Genomic DNA, 17,258 nt, shown 5'->3' with positions numbered 1-17,258 from the left:
CAACACGGAAAATTAACCATACCCATCGAGGGGACTATTCACGAGAAAGGCAAACAAAGCGTTTAAGCCCTGGCGCAACGGAACGCCTCGGCCATGGTCAATGCGGGGATGCCGCGTCGTGTCGCGGCTTCCATCGCGTAGGTCATCAGGTCGGGCGAGCAGCCATAGAGGCTCGGTTGCTCGGCGACGTCGTGGCTGTAGAAAATTAACCAACCGTTAGTGCTCAGCGCCTCGTGCAACGCCCGATCGATCCGGTCACGGGACATCTGGCGGTCGATCAGCGGCATCGCGCGCAGGAACTGCAAATCGACCTCGCCGCTGTTCACGCCCGGCACGATGCTGCGGCAGGTGAGGAATTCGGACTTCAGCTGGTGCTTGCGGGCGTAGGAGCCGTAGCCGAACGGGTAGGCGAAGGTCTCGACCGGCATGGTCGGATCGAGCGAATGAAGATAGGTGCGATTGCGCGCAATCTCGCCGGCCAGCGATTCCTGGTCGAGGTCGCACGCCCGCCGATGCGAGAAGGTGTGGCAGCCGATCTCGTGGCCGCGGCGATGCAGCGATATCACGTCGTCGGCGGTGCCGGTGGCCCAGTCAGGTGCATCGAGACCGACCAGCGCCCCCGAAACGTAGAACGTGCCGCGGGCGCCGTAGGACTCCAGGATGTCGGCGCCGAGCGTCGCGGCGCTTTGCGGCAGGTCGTCAAAGGTGAACGTCACCATCGGCGCGGCATTGTGCAGCCGGAAGTGCTCGAGCTGCACATGCATCGCCAGCCGGTGGCTGACCTTGACTCTGGCCTCGGACCATAATGCGTTCATTGTTCGAGCTTTCGAAGGATCACATGGTAGTCGCCGTGCCGGACATCGACCCTGCCCGGCAGAATGGCGTTCACCATCCCTGCCGCGATATCGATCAGTGCGGCGAGCATCGGCTTGCGCCGGCGCATCTCGGGATAGCGCGGGCTCTCGTATTTCTTGCGGTAGATCACCTGCAGCCCATGCCTGCCGGCAAACGCCTCGAGATTGGCTGGTGTGACCAGCGGATGGAAATGGGTCGGGAACGGGGCTTCGCCCGGCAGCCCGGCTTTCTTCTCGCCGCGAATGTGCCGGTAGAACCAGACGTGGAACCAGTGCGGCGAGTATTTGGTGATGACGCCCGACAGCGAGTCCGGATTCGGCGCGCCGATCAGCAGCAGCCCGTCCCGCTTCAGCGCCGTGCAGAAGCCGCTCAGCACGGACTCGACGTCGGGCACATGCTCGATGACATTGTAGCAGATGATCAGATCGAAACTCCCGGGCGCGAAGCGATAGGTCTGGAGGTCGCCGAGGATAGCCTGCTGCGCGTAGTTGTTGTTGCGGACCTGGTCTTCATCGATGTCGACCACGGTCACATGCGCGCGATGCAGGACGCCGAGCGGCAGATAGCTGGTCGAGCCGCCGCCGGCTTCGTAGATCGACAGCGGGCCCGCCGGCAGCCTCGCCTCGAGGATGCTGTGAACGGTCAGCAGGCTCTGCCTGGCCTCGCCGGGCGGCAGCGCGAGCAGCGATTCCGGATGGACCGGCGCGGCTGGAGCCTGCGTTGGCATGGCGGCGAGCGGGGCATCCAGCGTATCGAACGCAAACGTCTTTGTCATAGGCTCATCCAATGTTGCTGTTTGCCAATCTGGTGCGGAACATGGTCAGGCCATGCCGCAGCCGTCCGCGCAGGCGCGCAATGTCGAACAGCCAGCACAGTGCGCCGTATACGGCGCATCCGGCGCCGATCAGCACGATGCTGGCGGGGAAATCGGCGACATGCAGGTTGCGGTCGAGCGCACCAATCGCGAGCACCATCGCGAGCGCCGCGATCGCGATCAAGGCGAGCCGGCCGAGCGGGACAGGAACCGCGAAGGCGAAACGGCTGAGCACCAGCGCGCAGGCAAAGCCCGCGACGTCGGCACCGAGCCGCGCCCAGGCCGCGCCGATCGTGCCGTGGTGGCTGACCAGGACGTAGGACAGGATCACGTTTGCCGCGATGATCGAGACGGTGTTGATCAGATAGAAGGAGTTGCGGCCGGAGAGCAGGAAGCTTGCATGCAGATATTGCTGCGTCAGCACCTGGAAGATTACGGCAACTGCGATGATCGGCATGATTTCAGCCGCGAGCGCGCGGAAATCGGCACCGAGGATGATATTTGCGACGTGCACCGAGACCGCGGCAAAGCCGAGACACGCGGGCAGCGTGACGGCGGCGAGCAATTCGAGGCATTCGGCAAGGTGGGTCCTGACTGCGGCGTCGCCCCGCCTGGCCCGGATCTGCACTGCCATCGGAAAGAACGCGGCGGCGATGCTCATCGCCGGCATCATCAGGGTTTGTCGCACCAGATCGAGCGATGCCACGTATTTGCCGGCATCCGCGGCGCCGATCAGGTTGGCGATCATGAAGCGGTCGGTGACGCTCGAGATAGCGAGCAGGGTCAGCGAAAGGGTCAGGGGCAGGGCGGTGCGGGCGAGCGCGAACAGGCTGGCGCGGTCGAAGCGGACCGTCGTGCCGCGCCATGCGCTCTTCGACTGCACCAGGACCGCTAGGAGATAAGCGGCGGCCGCCGCCGACAGCAGCAGAAATCCGGTCGGGCTGACCAGCGCCACGACGCCGCCGAAGGCGAGCAGCGCAGCGGCGCGGACCAGCGTCGCCTTCATGACCGAGAGCGCCTTCAACCGCGCGCGCAACAGATCCTGCGTCAGCTCGAACAGGCCGATTGCGACTGCAAGGACGACGGCAGCCAGCGCTGCTGACGCGTCGAGCCCGACCAGCCGCGCCAGCAGAAAGGCAATCGGCGCGGTGAGGCAGCAGATCAGGTAACCCGAGGCGGCGACACCGCGGACATCGGTGCCGTCGTTGCGGGCATGTCCGCTCAGGATCAGGTTGCGGAACCAGCCGACCAGGAAAACGGAGATCACGGACGCGAAGCCGACGCCGAGCAGATAGACGCCATAATCATGCGGCGTGAACAGCCGCGTGAAGATGAAGACGCTCAATAGCCCCAGCAGGGCCGAGATGACGTTGGCGGTCAGATTGATGCTGGCCTGTCCGATCAACATAGCGCGGGGAGCCCCACGGGTTCGCCGGCCGCGCGAGAGGCGAGAATCGCATCGCTCTCGGCGACCACTTCGCGGATCGTCTCGACCGGCGTGCCGGAGAAGGATGCGATCGAGAACGCGACGTCATCGCGATTGGCGCGCGCAAGCAGCCGGTTGAGCTCGATCTTGCTGAGCGTCGGGTCGTCCCAATAGCTGATGCAGGAGGTCTTCGGCACGACGGTGTGACGCACCGCCGAGGTGGCGTCGTTCTGCACGAAGAAGCCGTACAGCAGATATTCGGAGAATTCGCGGGTCTTGCACAGCGCCTCGATCCAGCTCATGCCGGTCACGGCCTCGATGCGCTCGGCAAGAGCGCGGGTGGTCTCCCTGTCCCAGAAGATGATATGTCCGATGAAGTCGGGCGCCGGGAAGGGCGGCGTCGGCACACCGAGCAGCTGATGGCTGGTCTCGAGCCAGCGCGAGTGACGCGGCTGGTCTGCGGTGACAGCATCGTCCGTCCGCAGCAGCGGGATCGTGTTCGGATATTCGAACCCCGCGAGATCGAAGTCGCGGAAGAACACGATGTCCGAATCCAGGATGCAGAACCGCTCATGGGGCAGCGACATCGCGGCGGCGATCTTCAGGATCTGCTGCACATGCCAGCCGCTCACCGGCTTGGCGCGCAGCGACCACCAGAACTGGCGGCGCTTGCGCTGGATCATTCGCGGCAACGGCCGCAACCAGTCGGGCAGGAAGGCCGAAGCCGGGATGATCATGCGGCGATCGCTCGCCAGCGGCGCGAACAGCGACAGGTCGCAGTCCGGAACCAGCAGATAGTGCCTGGAGAAGGAGGTGACGTGCCGGTCCACACTCTCGCAAAGCAGGGTGCAGATTTCCAGATCGCGCCCGTAGGTCGGGGTCAGCAACGCGACAGGGTTCATTTCGCAACTTTCTCCGGCAACGTGCGTCACGGCGGTACGCTGCCGCCGCAACAATGTCGTTGGGTCAAATTCAGCAAGATCGGTGCCGGAGTGCTTTGCGGCGGGGCGCACGCCACCCCCTGTGGTTAATCGCCGGTTAGCGGGACCGCCGAGTGCCGGTTAACCGGTGCAGGGCAAGGCTGCGCGCGCATGGATTTCGCGGCGGATCGGGCGTTGCCCGGATATTGCAGGGCTCGGGCCTCCATTGCCGACGGCATCGGCGCGGATGAAGGAGCATGAGAATCCAGCCGGCATTCGCGGCTGGAAACCAGCGCAGCCGGACCAGGGTGCGCATCGCGTGCCCGTTTCGGAACACCCTTGCTGTCAGCGGTGTCCGCTTTTGGCACGGGAAGATCATGGGAGTTCGTGTTGCAAACGGATCGGACCAGCGGAATCTCGCGGCGCGCAGCTCTGGCGCTCGCGGCGGTCACGTTGAGCGGGTTATCGGTGGTAGAGGCCGCACCATCGCGCGGATCGCGGCTGGCCCGCGGTTCGGCGCGGTTTGCCGGTGCATTCGTCAATTGGGGCGAGACGGGCCGTGAGCACGTGTTGCAGGCGTGGGAGAAATGGCTGAACCAGCCGCCGTCTTCGGTGATCGGCGTCGACTTCTACGGGCAAGCGAGCTGGGACGATTTTCACAGTTTCGATTGGGTCCCCGGGCTTTGGAAAAAGCTCAACCCGGCGCGCAATCTCGTCTGGTCGGTACCGCTCACCATTACGGGGACGCCGCTCGCCGACGTCGCCGGCGGCCTGCACGATTCCGACTTCGAAGCGGCCGCGCGTGCGATCGCAGAGGCCCATCCGAGCGCGATCATCCGTCTCGGCTGGGAGATGAACATCTCCAGCATGGGCTGGTTCGCCAGGGGGCACGAGGACGACTACATCGCCGCGTTTCGCCGCGTGGTCGGCATCTTCCGCCGCCATTCCGGTGGCTTCAGCTTCGACTGGTGTCCGGGCTGGGGGGCCCAGGATATGCCCGCGGATGCCGCCTATCCCGGCAACGACGTCGTCGATACGATCGGCCTCGACGTCTACGACTTCGCGTTGGATGGCACAGCGGCGGAGCGCTGGACCAATGCCTATCTCAAAGCGCCATTCGGCCTGGAATGGCAGCGAGAGTTCGCCGCTTCGCGCGGCAAGCTGATGAGCTATCCCGAGTGGGGCGTCGGCCAGGCCGGCGACAACGACTATTTCGTGCAGCAGATGCACGACTGGTTCGCCGCCAACAAGGCCGCAATTGCGTATGCCGCTTATTTCGATGTCGACGGCCTGTGGCCGACGCAGATCGACACTGGCCGGCTTCCGAAATCGGCGAGCCTGTTCCGGAAACTGTTCGCGGGCTGATCCGGGCGTGCCAACGTTCGGTGGGTGAAATCGTGACTCATTTCGCGACACTTCAAATTAACCTTGCGGCGAAATCACCGGGATGTGTGCGGCCGCTGGATCGGATTTTGCCATCAGCTCGCCGTAACCTTTGATCTGCGTCCGTATAGCTCTCCGCGGCGGTCATCCCGGGACGACGATGTCCCATTTTGATGAACCGACCCGCGGCGGGACGACGGACCGGGACTTTCAGGAGGCCGTGAGCCAGATGTCGACCGAGCTTCCCGCAGCCGACCGCGCCTGGGTGATGACGTCGCCGGCGCTCGATTGCTCCATCGAGACCGTCGTCTGTATTCCGAGCTTTCGCCGGCCCAAGCATCTCCGCCTGACGCTGGAGTCGGTCGTAGCGCAGCGGACCGGACGACGCTTTGCCGTCGTTGTCGTCGAGAACGACGCCTCGCGATGCGAGAGCGCGCCGGTCGCGGCCGAGTTCCTCGCCTCGGGCCGGCTCACCGGCATCTGCATCGTCGAGCCGCGGCAGGGCAATTGCCAGGCCATCAATGCCGCCTTCGAGACCGCGCTCGAGACTTTTCCGGACGCGCAGAACTTCCTGATGATCGATGACGACGAGGTTGCCTCGCCGGATTGGCTCGAGCACATGGTGCGCGCCGCCGAGACATCAGGCGCCGACATCATCGGCGGCCCGGTGTGGCCGAACTTCGACGACAAGCAGAAGGGCGGCCTGAAGCGCCATCCGGCGTTCGCCCCGGCCTACGACGTGGGCGGGCCCGTCCCCGTCATCTATGGCTGCGGCAACTGCCTGATCCGGCGCGCGGTGTTCGAGAGGCTGCCGCAGCCCGCATTCGATCTGCGCTTCAATTTCCTCGGTGGCGGCGATTGCGACTTCTTCGTGCGGTCGCGCCGCGCCGGCCTGCGGTTCTTCTGGGTGACGGAAGCCGTCATCATGGAGACCGTTCCGGAGAGCCGGACCAATCTCGGCTGGATCGTCCGCCGGGGCCTGCGGATCGGCGCGATCAACTACCACGTCGAGCACAAGGCGGCGCAAACGATCTGGTCACGTGCGGTCGTGAAGGCCAAGATGTTCGGTCTGGTGCCGTTCTCGCTGTTCCGCTTCACCCGCATCGTCCTGAAGGAGCAGCAGGCTGTGATCGCGATGCACCCGATGGCGGTTGCGCTCGGAAGCGCGCTCGCGGTGCTCGGTATCGAGCCGCAGCCTTATTCGGCCTCGAAGATCACGTCGTGAGCGGCTTTTCCATCACTGCGGAGAGCCGGGCGCTGATCACGGACGTCTCGCGCCGGCCGGTGATGGATTTCGTTCGCGGCGCGATGTTCATCGGCATCCTGCTGCTGGTCTGGGTCTCGCTGCACCCGTTCGACGATCTGAGCGGCTTCCTTGTCGCCGATGTCACGACCGGAAACGACGCAGTTCTCTACGGCTTGTTCGGCGTGCTGATGGTCGTGATGCTCGCCCTGACCATGCACGACAACATGCCGGCGCTGAAGTCGCTGATGACGCCGGTGTTCCTGCTGTTCATCGGATGGGTCTGCATCACCGTCGTGCTGTCGTTCGATCCGGCGACGTCGCTGCGCCGGCTTGCGCTGACGGTGTTCGTGCTCGTGGTCGCCGCGACGATGTTGCTGCTGCCGAAGTCGCAGGGCGAGCTGATGCGCTGGCTCGGCATCGCCGCGCTCGTCCTGCTCGTGACCTGCTATCTCGGAGTGTTGCTGGCCCCGCATCTGTCGATCCATCAGGCGACCGATCCGCAGGAGCCGGCGCTCGCCGGCGACTGGCGCGGCGCATTCGGCCACAAGAACGTCGCCGCGGCGATGATGGCGATGCTGATCTTTGTCGGCGTCTACCTGGTCAGGGCCGGCGGGTGGCTGTCGGGCACCGCCGTGGGCGCACTGGCGGCGATCTTCCTGTTTTTCACCGCCGGCAAGAGCTCGACGGCACTCTGCGCCGGCGTGCTGCTGTTGAGCTCGCTGACGGCGGTGGTCCGCCCGGCATGGGCGCGCGCTTTCATGCTGCTGACGCCGCTCGTGCTGCTCAACCTGTTCAGCATCGGAACGGTCATGAGCAACACGCTTGCCGCGATTGCAGGCCTCCTGCCGCTCGACACGTCCTTCACCGGCCGCGCCGACATCTGGACCTTCGCGCTCGATGCGCTGCATCAGCGACTGTTGACCGGATACGGCTTCGAGGCGTTCTGGGGCTCTGACGCGATCCAGAACCTGAAGGCGGGCAAGGAGTGGGCGGCCTATGCCTCGCATAGCCACAATGGCTACCTCGACACGGCACTCGGCACCGGACTGCCGGGCCTCGCACTGCTGATCGCGGCTGTCGTCGTCAAGCCGTTGCGCGACTTCCAGACCGCGGACCAGGGCGGCAATGACGGTCCGCTGACGATGCTGTTCCTGCGGATCTGGCTGTTCGGCCTCTATCTGTCGTCGATGGAGAGTTTCTTCCTCGATCGTGCGGATACGACCTGGGTGACGTTCCTGATCGCGGTGTTCGGGCTGCACTATCTCGCCCGGTTCAGGATGCGGACCTGAGTCCTCGATCTACAACTGCGCGCGGATCGCGTTCGCGACGTCGCTCCACCAGCCGTCGAAATCGAAAGGCAGGTTGTGGACGCGGGGCCGCTTCAGCGCCGACACGATCCGGTCGGCGTAATCGGCACTGTTCGAGCCGCGCGGCACCATCAGGATAGCGCCGCGGTCGATCAGCTCCCTGAAGCGCGGATGGTGGTCGAACTCCTCCGGCAGCGCCGGGCCGGTGACGATCAGCGGCCGGCCGGATTGCACGCAGGCCAGCACGCTCGAGCGCCGCGCGGTCAGTCCCTCGTCCAGCGGATAGCAGAACGCATCGATTTCGCAGAGCAGGCCGAACACCTCGTGATCGGAGGCCACGAAGCCCGACACGATCACGTCGCCCTTGAGTCCGAGCTCCCTGACGCGGGCGTCGAATTTCTCCTCGATGTTGTCGACGCCGCGGATGAAGGAGCCGACATAGACGATCAGCGGCTTCAATCCGCGCTCCTTCAGCGCCGCGCCGATCTCGAGCAGCGCATTGGGCTGCTTGCCCGGATAAAGCGAGCCGAAATGACCGACGATCAGCCGGCCGTCGCCGCGCGCCGCGATCAGCCTGTGACGCAGCCTCGAATCCTCGATTCCCGCGGGCGCCGCGATGTTCGGCGGCAGCGGCGCCAGCACGCATTTGCCGATCATGCGGCGTACCAGCGGATCGTCGGCGAGTTCCCTGCGCACAAGGGGCGAGAACATCACGATTGTATCGGCCAACCACAGCGCCGGGATGTAGCTGATCCGGCGCATCCAGTTGAGGCCGGCCCATTCGTGCTGAACGAGCACCGTCTTGCGCCGCCGCAGCCGCGCTATCGCAAGCGCGAGCAGGGGGCGGGCCAATACGCGTTTCCAGGCCACGATCGGGAGGTTGCAGACGACGCTCTCCGCGCTGCCGACCGCGCGCCAGACCTCGGCGGCCGTGCCGTCGGTCTGCGTCAGGGTTACCGACGTGGTCGCGCCGGGATCGATCTTCTCGATCGCCTCCTGCAGCAGGCGCGTGAATTGCCCGACGCCGCAATGCATCTGCGGCCCGGCGCCGAGGAACAGCGCCCGATATCGGGATTTTTCGCGCATCTTGCCTTCGAGGGTCCGTGTCGCGGTTCCAGCGGAACCGCCGGCAGGCGCCGGTTCCGCTGGAACCGGCGGTAGCGATACAGGCGAGACATTAGTTTCGGGTAAGCAGCGAACGGCACTCTTCTTGCCAATTCGAGGTCAAAGGCGGCCCGATCGTCCCGCAACGGGACATCGGATGATGCGAAACAACGCAACGCCGACAGGAGCATGACTATGACCATGGGCAAGATCTTCACGGATTGGGACGACACCCATTCCGAGCTCTGGAGCCATCAACCGATCCGGCTCGAGCACAGCATGCATACGCAGCCGGCGTTCTCGATGGACGAACTCGCCCGGCTGATCGAGGTCTATCCGCGCGAGCATTACAGCCTGGTCAAGACAGGCGCGCGGGGATCGAGCCGGGTCTGGCGCGAAGGCGAGATCGGCAAGCTCTCCGGCCGCCAGGTGATCGAGGCGATCTCGCGCGGCGGCCTGTGGCTCAATCTACGCAACGTCACCGCGGTCGATTTCCGCTACCGCGACCTGATCGATCGGATGTTTGCCGAGATCGCAACTAAGGTCAGGGGCTTCGAGGTGCCGACGCATCAGGCCGGTATCCTGATCTCGTCACCGGATGCGCAGGTCTATTACCATGCCGATCTGCCCGGCCAGGGACTGATCCAAATCGCCGGCCGCAAGCGCGTCTACATTTACCCGAACACCGCGCCGTTCATCCGCCCCGAGCACCTGGAGAGCATCGCGCTGTTCGATGTCGAGGTCGATATCCCCTATGCCGACTGGTACGACCGGCACGCCCAGGTGATCGATCTCGAGCCCGGCCAGATGCTGAACTGGCCGCTGAACGCGCCGCACCGGGTCGAGAATCTCGGCACCGTCAACGTCTCGATGACGGTGTCATATGTCGACGACGACATCCGCCGCGCCCAGATCCTGCACCTCGCCAACGGTATGCTGCGCCATCGCTTTGGCTACACGCCGAAGAGCCGCAACATCCGCGGCCCGTCCTTCTTTGCCAAGCAGGTGATGCAGAAGCTGCTGCGCGACGGCAAATGGGTGAAGCGGGAGCGCTCCGTGCGCCGTCCGATCGATTTCCGCCTCGACGAAGCGTATCCCGGCAAGATCGTCGATTTGCGCGCGGCGGCCTGACGAGTCTGCAATGACAGTGCTGACGACATCGGCAGTACGAACAGCGGGGCGAGCGACCGCGCGCGCGTCTGGCTTCCATGTCGAACTGCTCTCGAATTGGGCGCAGGCGGCGGCGCGCTGGGGCGCGTTCGAGCCGTCGACGGCATTCCAGCATCCGCAATGGTATGCGTCGTGGTACCGCGCCTTTGCGGCGGCTGATGGCGTCGAGCCCTTGATTGCCGTTGTCACCGATGCCGCGACCGGCGAACGCGCCGCGTTGCTGCCGCTGATCCGGCGCCGGCAGGGCAGCCTCCGCGTTGTCGAATTCGCCGATCTCGATCTGACCGACTACAACGCGCCGTTGCTCGGACCGGCCGCTCCGCGCGAAGCCCGCGCGGTGCGGCGTCTCTGGCGCGACCTGCGCCGCGCGCTGCGCAAGGAGAGCGGCGGTGCCGACCTCCTTCGCCTGCTCAAAATGCCTGCCGTGCTCCACGGCCGGGCCAATCCGCTGGCGCTGCTCGGAGGCGCCGGGCCGTGCCCGCTGAACGGCAATCCGGTCTTCACCGGCGACGACTACGACGCCTGGCGCTACACACTGGAAAAGACGGTGCGCAAGGAGCTGGAGCGGAGCTGGCGCGTGTTCACGCGCGATCCCGCCGCGCGCTTCACGATCGCGGCGGGAACCGAAGCGGCGCTGGAGATCCTTGCGACCACCGAAATGCAGCAGAGCTCCCGGATGGACAGCCTCGGGCTCGAATTCGTCCTCAACGACGACGCCTGCTCCGCGTTCTATCGCGACCTCGTGCGTGAGGGGATCGATGGCGGCTACGTGGTGGTGACGGCGCTCATGGCCGGCGAGGAGATCGTCGCGACGCTGGTCGGAATTCGGACCGGCCCACGCTATGTGATGATCCGCATCAGCAATGCCGGCGACAAATGGTCGAACTGCTCGCCGGGCCGGCTGATCATCGAACGCACCATGGCGGCGCTGCACAAGGACGGCGTGCGCGAGTTTGATTTTTCGGTTGGGAACTATGCATACAAGCGCCGCTTCGGCCCGACACGGCTGCCGCTGCGGGATCTCAACGCGGCCCTGAGCTGGCGAGGCTGGCCTCTTGCGCTGCGCCACCGCGCCGTGCTGGTGCTGCGACGCAATCCGAAGCTGTATGTGCGGCTGAGGCAGGCACTCGGCAGGATGAAGCCGTCGCGCGAGGAGATCTGAGGAATCAGTCACTTGCGCCTCCGGGAACAGCCCATCGACCGGATGTCGGGCCGAAAGCGCTGGCGTCGCCGGCGCAATTTTCCTATGACGGCGATGCGCAATAATCCAGGTTTGAAGAGATCCGATGTTCGAACAGCTCGACGTTGCTCCGCCCGACAAGATCCTCGCCCTGATCGACCTCTACCGCGCCGACACGCGCGCCAACAAGGTTGACCTCGGGGTCGGCGTCTACCGGGACCGCGACGGCAACACGCCCGTCATGCGTGCGGTGCGCAAGGCTGAAGAGCGCTTGCTGAACACGCAGGACACCAAGACCTATCTCGGTCTTGCCGGGGATGTCGGTTTCAACGCGGCGATGTCCGGCCTGGTGTTCGGCAACAGCGTCGAGATGTCGCGCGTTCGTGTCGCGCAGGCACCGGGCGGCTCGGGCGCCCTGCGGTTGATCGGCGAACTGCTTCATCGAACCCGGCCGGGCGCCACGATCTGGGTCTCTCGTCCGACCTGGCCGAATCACATCCCGACCATGCGTGGCGCCGGGCTGCAGGTTGCCGAATATGCATATTTCGATGCCGCGAGCGGGACCGTCGATTTCGAGGCCATGCTGATCGATCTGGCGAAGGCCAAGGCAGGCGATATCGTCCTGCTGCATGGCTGCTGTCACAACCCGACCGGTGCAAATCTCACAATCACGCAATGGCAGCGCGTTGCCGGCTTGCTCGCGGAACGAGGCCTGCTGCCGTTCGTCGATATCGCCTATCAGGGTTTCGGAGACGGGCTCGAGGCGGATGCCGAAGGCCTGCGGATCGTGGCGGCCAAGGTTCCAGAGATGGTCGTGGCGTCGAGCTGCTCGAAGAACTTTGCGGTCTATCGCGATCGGGTCGGTGCTGCGATGGTTCTGGCGAGGAATGTGGCCCAGGCTGATGTCGCCATCAGCCACATGCTGGCTGCCGCCCGCGCGCTCTATTCGATGCCGCCGGACCATGGAGCGGCGGCCGTTCGCATCGTGCTCGACGATGCCGCCCTGCGCTCTGACTGGCGAGCCGAGCTGGAGGACATGCGTCAGCGCATGCTTCGGCTGCGCGTCGCCTTTGCGGACGCACTGCGGCGCCAGTCCAATTCCGATCGTTTCGATTTCATTGCCGAGCATCGCGGCATGTTCTCGCGTCTCGGCCTGACCGAGGCGCAGATCAACCGGCTGCGTGACGAGCATGCCGTCTATATGGTCGGCGACAGCCGCATCAACGTGGCGGGCCTGCCGGAAGACCGGCTCGACGACCTGGCGAAGGCCATCGTATCGGTGCTTTGAGCGAAGGACGTCGTTCCCGGTTCCGCAAGGCCGACGGGGCGGACAGCCGCGGTTCTGTCACAGCATCGTCACGAGGCAGCGCATTCCCGGCAACGGCGCGCTCCGCGGGTGGCGCGAAACAGGCTCATGCACCACCATCGCCGCGCGATTGCCTGGACCGGCCGCTGTACGAACTGAGCCATCAAGAGAAATTCGACCATCGCCATGTTCGTCGTCTCCTGCCTAACAAGCTAGGGCGGCATCCGCTTGCGAGAATGCCGCCCATATCGCATCTGCCATGCAGTTGGCCGTGGCGCTCAGCTATTTTGCTTAGCCATGGAGCTTAGCCGTGGAGCTCAGCCGTGGAGCTCAGCCATGGAGCTTCCTGGCGGTCTCCGCGATCACGCGTCCTTGATAGCGCGCACCGGCCAGCTCGTTTTCGCTCGGCTGGCGGCTGCCGTCGCCGCCGGTGATCGTGGTGGCGCCGTAGGGCGCGCCGCCGGTGACCTCGTCGAGCTTCATCTGGCCGGCGAAGCCGTAGTTGAGGCCGACCACCGTCATGCCGAAATGCAGCAGGTTCGTGATGATCGAGAACAGCGTGGTCTCCTGGCCGCCATGCTGGGTCGCGGACGAGGTGAAGGCGCCGCCGACCTTGCCGTGCAGCGCGCCCTTGGCCCACAGGCCACCGGCCTGATCGAGGAAGTTGGCCATCTGTGAGGACATGCGGCCGAAGCGGGTGCCGGTGCCGACGATGATGGCGTCGTAATTGGCGAGATCGTCGATCTTGGCGACCGGCGCGGCCTGGTCGAGCTTGTAATACGACGCCTTTGCGACCTCGGCCGGCACCAGCTCCGGCACGCGCTTGATGTCGACGGTAACGCCGGCTTCGCGCACACCTTGCGCGACGGCATTCGCCATCGCCTCGATGTGACCGTAGGCGGAGTAATAGAGCACGAGAACCTTGGCCATGATGGCTTCCTTTCAGATTTTGCAGTGGGTGAAGTTCGGGGGAGGGACATGCGCGGACGTCTGTCCGCGCATGGAGGTGAAGGGTCAGGCCGCGTCGACCAGCACGAGCTCGGCATCCTCGAGCGCGGTGATCTTCAGCCTGGCCTCGTCTCGGATCGCGGCGCCGTCGCGCGCGTTGACGCGCACACCGTTGACCTCGACGCTGCCGGCGGCTGGCACCAGATAGAGATGACGGGTCTTGTCGGCATCATACTCGGCGCTTTCGCCGGCCCTGAGCGTGGTGGCGAGCACCCGTGCGTTGGCGCGGATCGGCAGCGCGTCGTTGTCGCCCTTGATGCCCGAGGCGATGGTGACGAGCTTGCCCGAGCGGTTGGCCTTGGGGAACGGCTTGGAGCCCCAGGTCGGTTGACCACCCTTCGTCGTCGGCTCGATCCAGATCTGGAAGATCTTGGTCTTCGCCGGCTCCAGATTGTACTCGGAGTGACGGATGCCGCTGCCGGCGCTCATCACCTGGACGTCGCCGGCCTCGGTGCGTCCCTTGTTGCCGAGCGAGTCCTGATGCGTGATCGCACCTTCGCGAACGTAGGTGATGATCTCCATGTTGGCATGCGGATGGGCGGGAAAGCCGGTGTTCGGCGCGATCTCGTCATCGTTCCACACCCGCAACGAGCCATGGCTCATGTTATCGGGATCATAGTAGTTCGCGAACGAGAAGTGGTGCTTGGCCTTCAGCCAGCCGTGGTCGGCACCGCCGAGCTTTGCGAATGGTTTCAGTTCGATCATTTGAATACTCCGTTCAATTCGAATGTCGCGCGAGGCGATTGAGTGAATGTCGTTGGGCCTTGGATATGCCGTCCGTCGTGATATAGAAATAGAAACTATCGAAACTCATTGTTTCCATATTTTGGGGGTCGCCATGGCGAAACTGCCGGACTTCGAGGCACTCGCGATCTTCGCAAAAGTCGTGGAGTTGCGGTCGTTTGCGGCCGCGGCGAGCGAGCTTTCGCTGTCCAAGGCCACGGTGTCGAAGGCGGTGAGCCGGCTGGAGGAACGGCTCGGCGCACGGCTGTTCAACCGCACCTCGCGCCGGCTGGCGCTGACCGATGCCGGCCAGAAACTGTCGGAACGCGCAGCGCGGCTGCTCGCCGACGGCGAGGCCGCCGAGAACGAGGCGCTGGCGCAATCGACCACACCGCGCGGACTGGTGCGGTTCGCAGTGCCGATGAGCTTCGGCATCAAGACGGTGGCGCCGCTGTTGCCGGAGTTCCTGGAGGCCTATCCGGAGGTCTCGATCGACCTTCACTTGAGCGATGCGACGGTGGATCTGATCGGCGAGGGCTTTGACGCCGGCCTGCGTATCGCCCGGCTGCCGGATTCTTCACTCATCGCGCGCCGGCTCTGCGCGATGCCGCGTTACACGGTGGCGGCGCCGTCCTATCTGAAGCGCTATGGCCGGCCGACGCATCCGATGCATCTCGCCGATCACAAATGCTTCGGCTACGCCTATCTCTCGACCCAGGGCGCCTGGCACTACACCAACGCGTCAGGCGAGCAGGCGAGCGTGCGCCCGGCGGGCCAGCTCAGGGTCAACAATGGCGAAGCCGTGATGCCCGCGCTGATCGCGGGCCTGGGCATTGCCGATCTGCCGGACTTCATCGTCGGCGACGCGATTGCCAGCGGCGAGGTCGAGGTGATCCTGAAAGGCTGGAAGCAGCCGGAAGCCGCCGTGCATCTCGTCACCCCGCCCGGCGGCCCGCGTCCCGCCCGCGTCGAGGTGCTCGCCGACTTCCTCGCCAGGCAATTTGCGAAAGCGAAGAAGCGATGACCGTCACGCAAGGAACGCGTGCCCGCTGGCAAGATCGGCGAGGGAACTTCGCTCACATTTAGTTGTCCGCGCGAACGATCCTTGGCCGCATTCATTGGCCAGCCTGAAGCACATCGCGACGCGCGGAACTTTTATGCGTGTGTTGTGTAATTCGCGGATGGGAATCGAAAGAGGGGACCCGGACATGCGAACGCAGCGGATTGTCCTGAGCCTTGCAATCGTCGCCGGCGGCGTGGCCATTGCGGTGCCGGCGTCGTCACAAGAGTATCAGGGAACCTGGGAACAGCAGATGGCGTGCACGCCCGACGTCATGCGCCTCTGCAGCGACCAGATTCCCGACACCGGCCGGATCGTCGCGTGCCTGCGGCAGAACACGGCATTGCTTGGCAGCTCCTGCCGCGCGGTGTTCGAATCGAACGCGAGCGCGCAGCAGCAGCAACCCGCGCACCGCCAGCCAACAGCGCGCGCGCCGCAGCCGCAGGTGATGCAGCACCCGCGCACCGCACAGCCGGCCCAGCCCGCGCCGCGGTCGTCGTTCGACGATGATGACGACTAGTCTAGTGTCTACGGCCTGTGCTCGCAGACGTCGATCCATTCGGCCGATGTCAGTTCCGCCAGCCTGTCGGGCGTGATGCGCACGGCGCTATGGGTCGAACCCGCGGCCGGCAGCACCACGTCGAACAACCTGAGCGACACGTCGCAATAGATCGGGAGCGGCGCCTTCAGCCCGAACGGGCAGACGCCGCCGACCTCATGGCCGGTGATCTCGGCGACCTCTTCGAGGCCGAGCATCTTCGGCTTGCCGCCGAACTGTGCCTTCACCTTCTTGTTGTCCATCCGTGAGGTGCCGCTGGTGACGATCAGCACGACGCGATCGCCGACGCGCAGGCTCAGCGTCTTGGCGATCCGCGCCGGCTCGACGCCATAGGCCTCCGCCGCCAGCACGACGGTCGCAGAGCTGATGGGGGATTCGATCACGGAGATTTCGGGCGCCTTCTCGGCGAAGAAGGCGCGGACGGACTCGAGACTCATCTGTTCAGGACCTTGCAGACACCAGGGCAGGGAGTTCGGAAAGACCGTGGATCCGGTGATCGGGCACGACGCCGAGCTCGTCCATCTGGGTACGCAACGCCTTGAACATCGTCAACGGGGCGACCGTCTCGGTCTCGACGCAGGCCAGCGCCATCGCCTCCGGCGTCACCCGCTCGATCCATGCGACATCGAGCCCGAACGCCTTGGCGCCGCAGGCGTCCCACGGATTGGAGGAGATGAACATCACCTCCGCAGGCGGCACGGCCAGAACCTCCTCGATCAGCGTGTAGGCCTCGGGTGCCGGCTTGAACACCTTGTGGGCGTCGACGCTGATCGTCGCATCGAGCAGCCGGTCGAGCCCCGAATTCTGCACCAGCGCATTCAGCATGTCGGGGCTGCCGTTGGAGAGGATCGCGAGCTTCTTGTCTTTCATCGCCTCGAGCGCTGTGATCGCATCAGGGTAGAGATCGAGGTGCTGATATTTGTCGATGATGCGCGCGAACGTCGCCGCGTCATGTTGCAGGCCGAGGCTGCGCAGCGTGTAGGCGAGCGCGTCGCGCGTGGCGACGGAAAAGTCCTGATAGCGCCGCATCAGCGTGCGCAGCCAGGAATATTCAAGCTGCTTGATTCGCCAGACCTGGGTGATGATGTCGCCATAGCCCGGAAAGGCATCCTCGGTGACATCGGCCACCGACTGCACGTCGTAGAGCGTGCCATAGGCGTCGAACACAACGGCTTTGATGGTCACTGTCGTTCCCTC

Annotated in this window: 17 protein-coding genes; 8 read left to right on the top strand and 9 right to left on the bottom strand. The window is 64.9% G+C overall.

Features of this window, described 5'->3' with window-relative positions:
- Positions 1-62: 62 nt before the first annotated feature.
- From JQ586_RS30430 to JQ586_RS30415, 4 genes are read right to left on the bottom strand one after another with little or no spacing between them, the layout of a single operon-like run.
- A complete protein-coding gene (locus JQ586_RS30430; RefSeq protein WP_212398317.1) occupies positions 63-815 on the bottom strand; it encodes a polysaccharide deacetylase family protein in 753 nt (250 codons plus the stop codon).
- Entirely contained in the window at positions 812-1,630 is an 819-nt protein-coding gene (locus JQ586_RS30425; protein WP_249148379.1) for a bifunctional 2-polyprenyl-6-hydroxyphenol methylase/3-demethylubiquinol 3-O-methyltransferase UbiG, read from the bottom strand. Before JQ586_RS30425 ends, JQ586_RS30430 begins: the two co-directional genes overlap by 4 nt.
- Before the next feature lie 4 nt (positions 1,631-1,634).
- Entirely contained in the window at positions 1,635-3,077 is a 1,443-nt protein-coding gene (locus JQ586_RS30420) for a lipopolysaccharide biosynthesis protein (protein WP_212398316.1), read from the bottom strand.
- Entirely contained in the window at positions 3,071-3,997 is a 927-nt protein-coding gene (locus JQ586_RS30415) for a DUF6492 family protein (protein WP_212398315.1), read from the bottom strand. The genes JQ586_RS30420 and JQ586_RS30415 overlap by 7 nt, the downstream gene beginning before the upstream one ends.
- A gap of 408 nt (positions 3,998-4,405) precedes the next feature.
- Between JQ586_RS30415 and JQ586_RS30410 the strand changes: the two genes are divergently transcribed.
- From JQ586_RS30410 to JQ586_RS41360, 3 genes are all read left to right on the top strand, one after another.
- Positions 4,406-5,380, top strand: coding sequence for a hypothetical protein (locus tag JQ586_RS30410; protein WP_212398314.1), 975 nt, complete (start codon positions 4,406-4,408; stop codon positions 5,378-5,380).
- Between the two features lie 286 nt (positions 5,381-5,666).
- Complete coding sequence (locus JQ586_RS30405) at positions 5,667-6,623, top strand: glycosyltransferase family 2 protein (RefSeq protein ID WP_249148391.1); 957 nt, start codon at positions 5,667-5,669, stop codon at positions 6,621-6,623.
- Positions 6,620-7,933: an O-antigen ligase gene (locus tag JQ586_RS41360; RefSeq protein WP_212398313.1), complete on the top strand. Its 1,314-nt coding sequence runs from the start codon at positions 6,620-6,622 to the stop codon at positions 7,931-7,933. Before JQ586_RS30405 ends, JQ586_RS41360 begins: the two co-directional genes overlap by 4 nt.
- 9 nt (positions 7,934-7,942) lie before the next feature.
- On the opposite strand, the gene JQ586_RS30395 is transcribed toward JQ586_RS41360, so the two are convergent.
- Positions 7,943-9,037 carry a hypothetical protein gene (locus JQ586_RS30395; RefSeq protein WP_249148371.1) on the bottom strand — a complete coding sequence of 365 codons (1,095 nt, stop codon included), beginning with the start codon at positions 9,035-9,037 and terminating at the stop codon, positions 7,943-7,945.
- A 213-nt stretch (positions 9,038-9,250) separates the two neighbouring features.
- Here JQ586_RS30395 and JQ586_RS30390 point away from each other — a divergent pair, with 213 nt between their 5' ends.
- From JQ586_RS30390 to JQ586_RS30380, 3 genes are all read left to right on the top strand, one after another.
- Positions 9,251-10,186 carry a cupin-like domain-containing protein gene (locus JQ586_RS30390; protein WP_249148369.1) on the top strand — a complete coding sequence of 312 codons (936 nt, stop codon included), beginning with the start codon at positions 9,251-9,253 and terminating at the stop codon, positions 10,184-10,186.
- 10 nt (positions 10,187-10,196) lie between these two features.
- A complete protein-coding gene (locus JQ586_RS30385) occupies positions 10,197-11,387 on the top strand; it encodes a GNAT family N-acetyltransferase (protein WP_212398312.1) in 1,191 nt (396 codons plus the stop codon).
- Between the two features lie 124 nt (positions 11,388-11,511).
- Entirely contained in the window at positions 11,512-12,693 is a 1,182-nt protein-coding gene (locus JQ586_RS30380; RefSeq protein ID WP_212398311.1) for an amino acid aminotransferase, read from the top strand.
- Positions 12,694-13,041: 348 nt separating this feature from the next.
- On the opposite strand, the gene wrbA is transcribed toward JQ586_RS30380, so the two are convergent.
- Both wrbA and JQ586_RS30370 read right to left on the bottom strand, forming a co-directional pair.
- A complete protein-coding gene (gene wrbA, locus JQ586_RS30375) occupies positions 13,042-13,641 on the bottom strand; it encodes an NAD(P)H:quinone oxidoreductase (protein WP_212398310.1) in 600 nt (199 codons plus the stop codon).
- 84 nt (positions 13,642-13,725) lie between these two features.
- Positions 13,726-14,424, bottom strand: a complete 699-nt coding sequence (locus tag JQ586_RS30370; protein ID WP_212398309.1) for a pirin family protein — start codon at positions 14,422-14,424, stop codon at positions 13,726-13,728.
- Positions 14,425-14,557: 133 nt separating this feature from the next.
- Here JQ586_RS30370 and JQ586_RS30365 point away from each other — a divergent pair, with 133 nt between their 5' ends.
- Together JQ586_RS30365 and JQ586_RS30360 are read left to right on the top strand one after the other, a co-directional pair.
- Positions 14,558-15,466 (top strand): LysR family transcriptional regulator, encoded by a 909-nt coding sequence (locus tag JQ586_RS30365; RefSeq protein WP_212398308.1) that lies wholly within the window; start codon positions 14,558-14,560, stop codon positions 15,464-15,466.
- 184 nt (positions 15,467-15,650) lie between these two features.
- Complete coding sequence (locus JQ586_RS30360; protein WP_212398307.1) at positions 15,651-16,022, top strand: cysteine rich repeat-containing protein; 372 nt, start codon at positions 15,651-15,653, stop codon at positions 16,020-16,022.
- 8 nt (positions 16,023-16,030) lie between these two features.
- Here JQ586_RS30360 and JQ586_RS30355 read toward each other — a convergent pair whose 3' ends face one another.
- Both JQ586_RS30355 and JQ586_RS30350 read right to left on the bottom strand, forming a co-directional pair.
- Entirely contained in the window at positions 16,031-16,498 is a 468-nt protein-coding gene (locus tag JQ586_RS30355) for a YbaK/EbsC family protein (protein ID WP_212398306.1), read from the bottom strand.
- 4 nt (positions 16,499-16,502) lie between these two features.
- Complete coding sequence (locus JQ586_RS30350) at positions 16,503-17,246, bottom strand: haloacid dehalogenase type II (RefSeq protein ID WP_212398305.1); 744 nt, start codon at positions 17,244-17,246, stop codon at positions 16,503-16,505.
- Positions 17,247-17,258: the final 12 nt, after the last annotated feature.

The organism is Bradyrhizobium jicamae (assembly GCF_018130215.1).
Lineage (GTDB): Bacteria > Pseudomonadota > Alphaproteobacteria > Rhizobiales > Xanthobacteraceae > Bradyrhizobium > Bradyrhizobium jicamae_A.
This window is presented reverse-complemented; position numbering and strand designations above follow the sequence as displayed.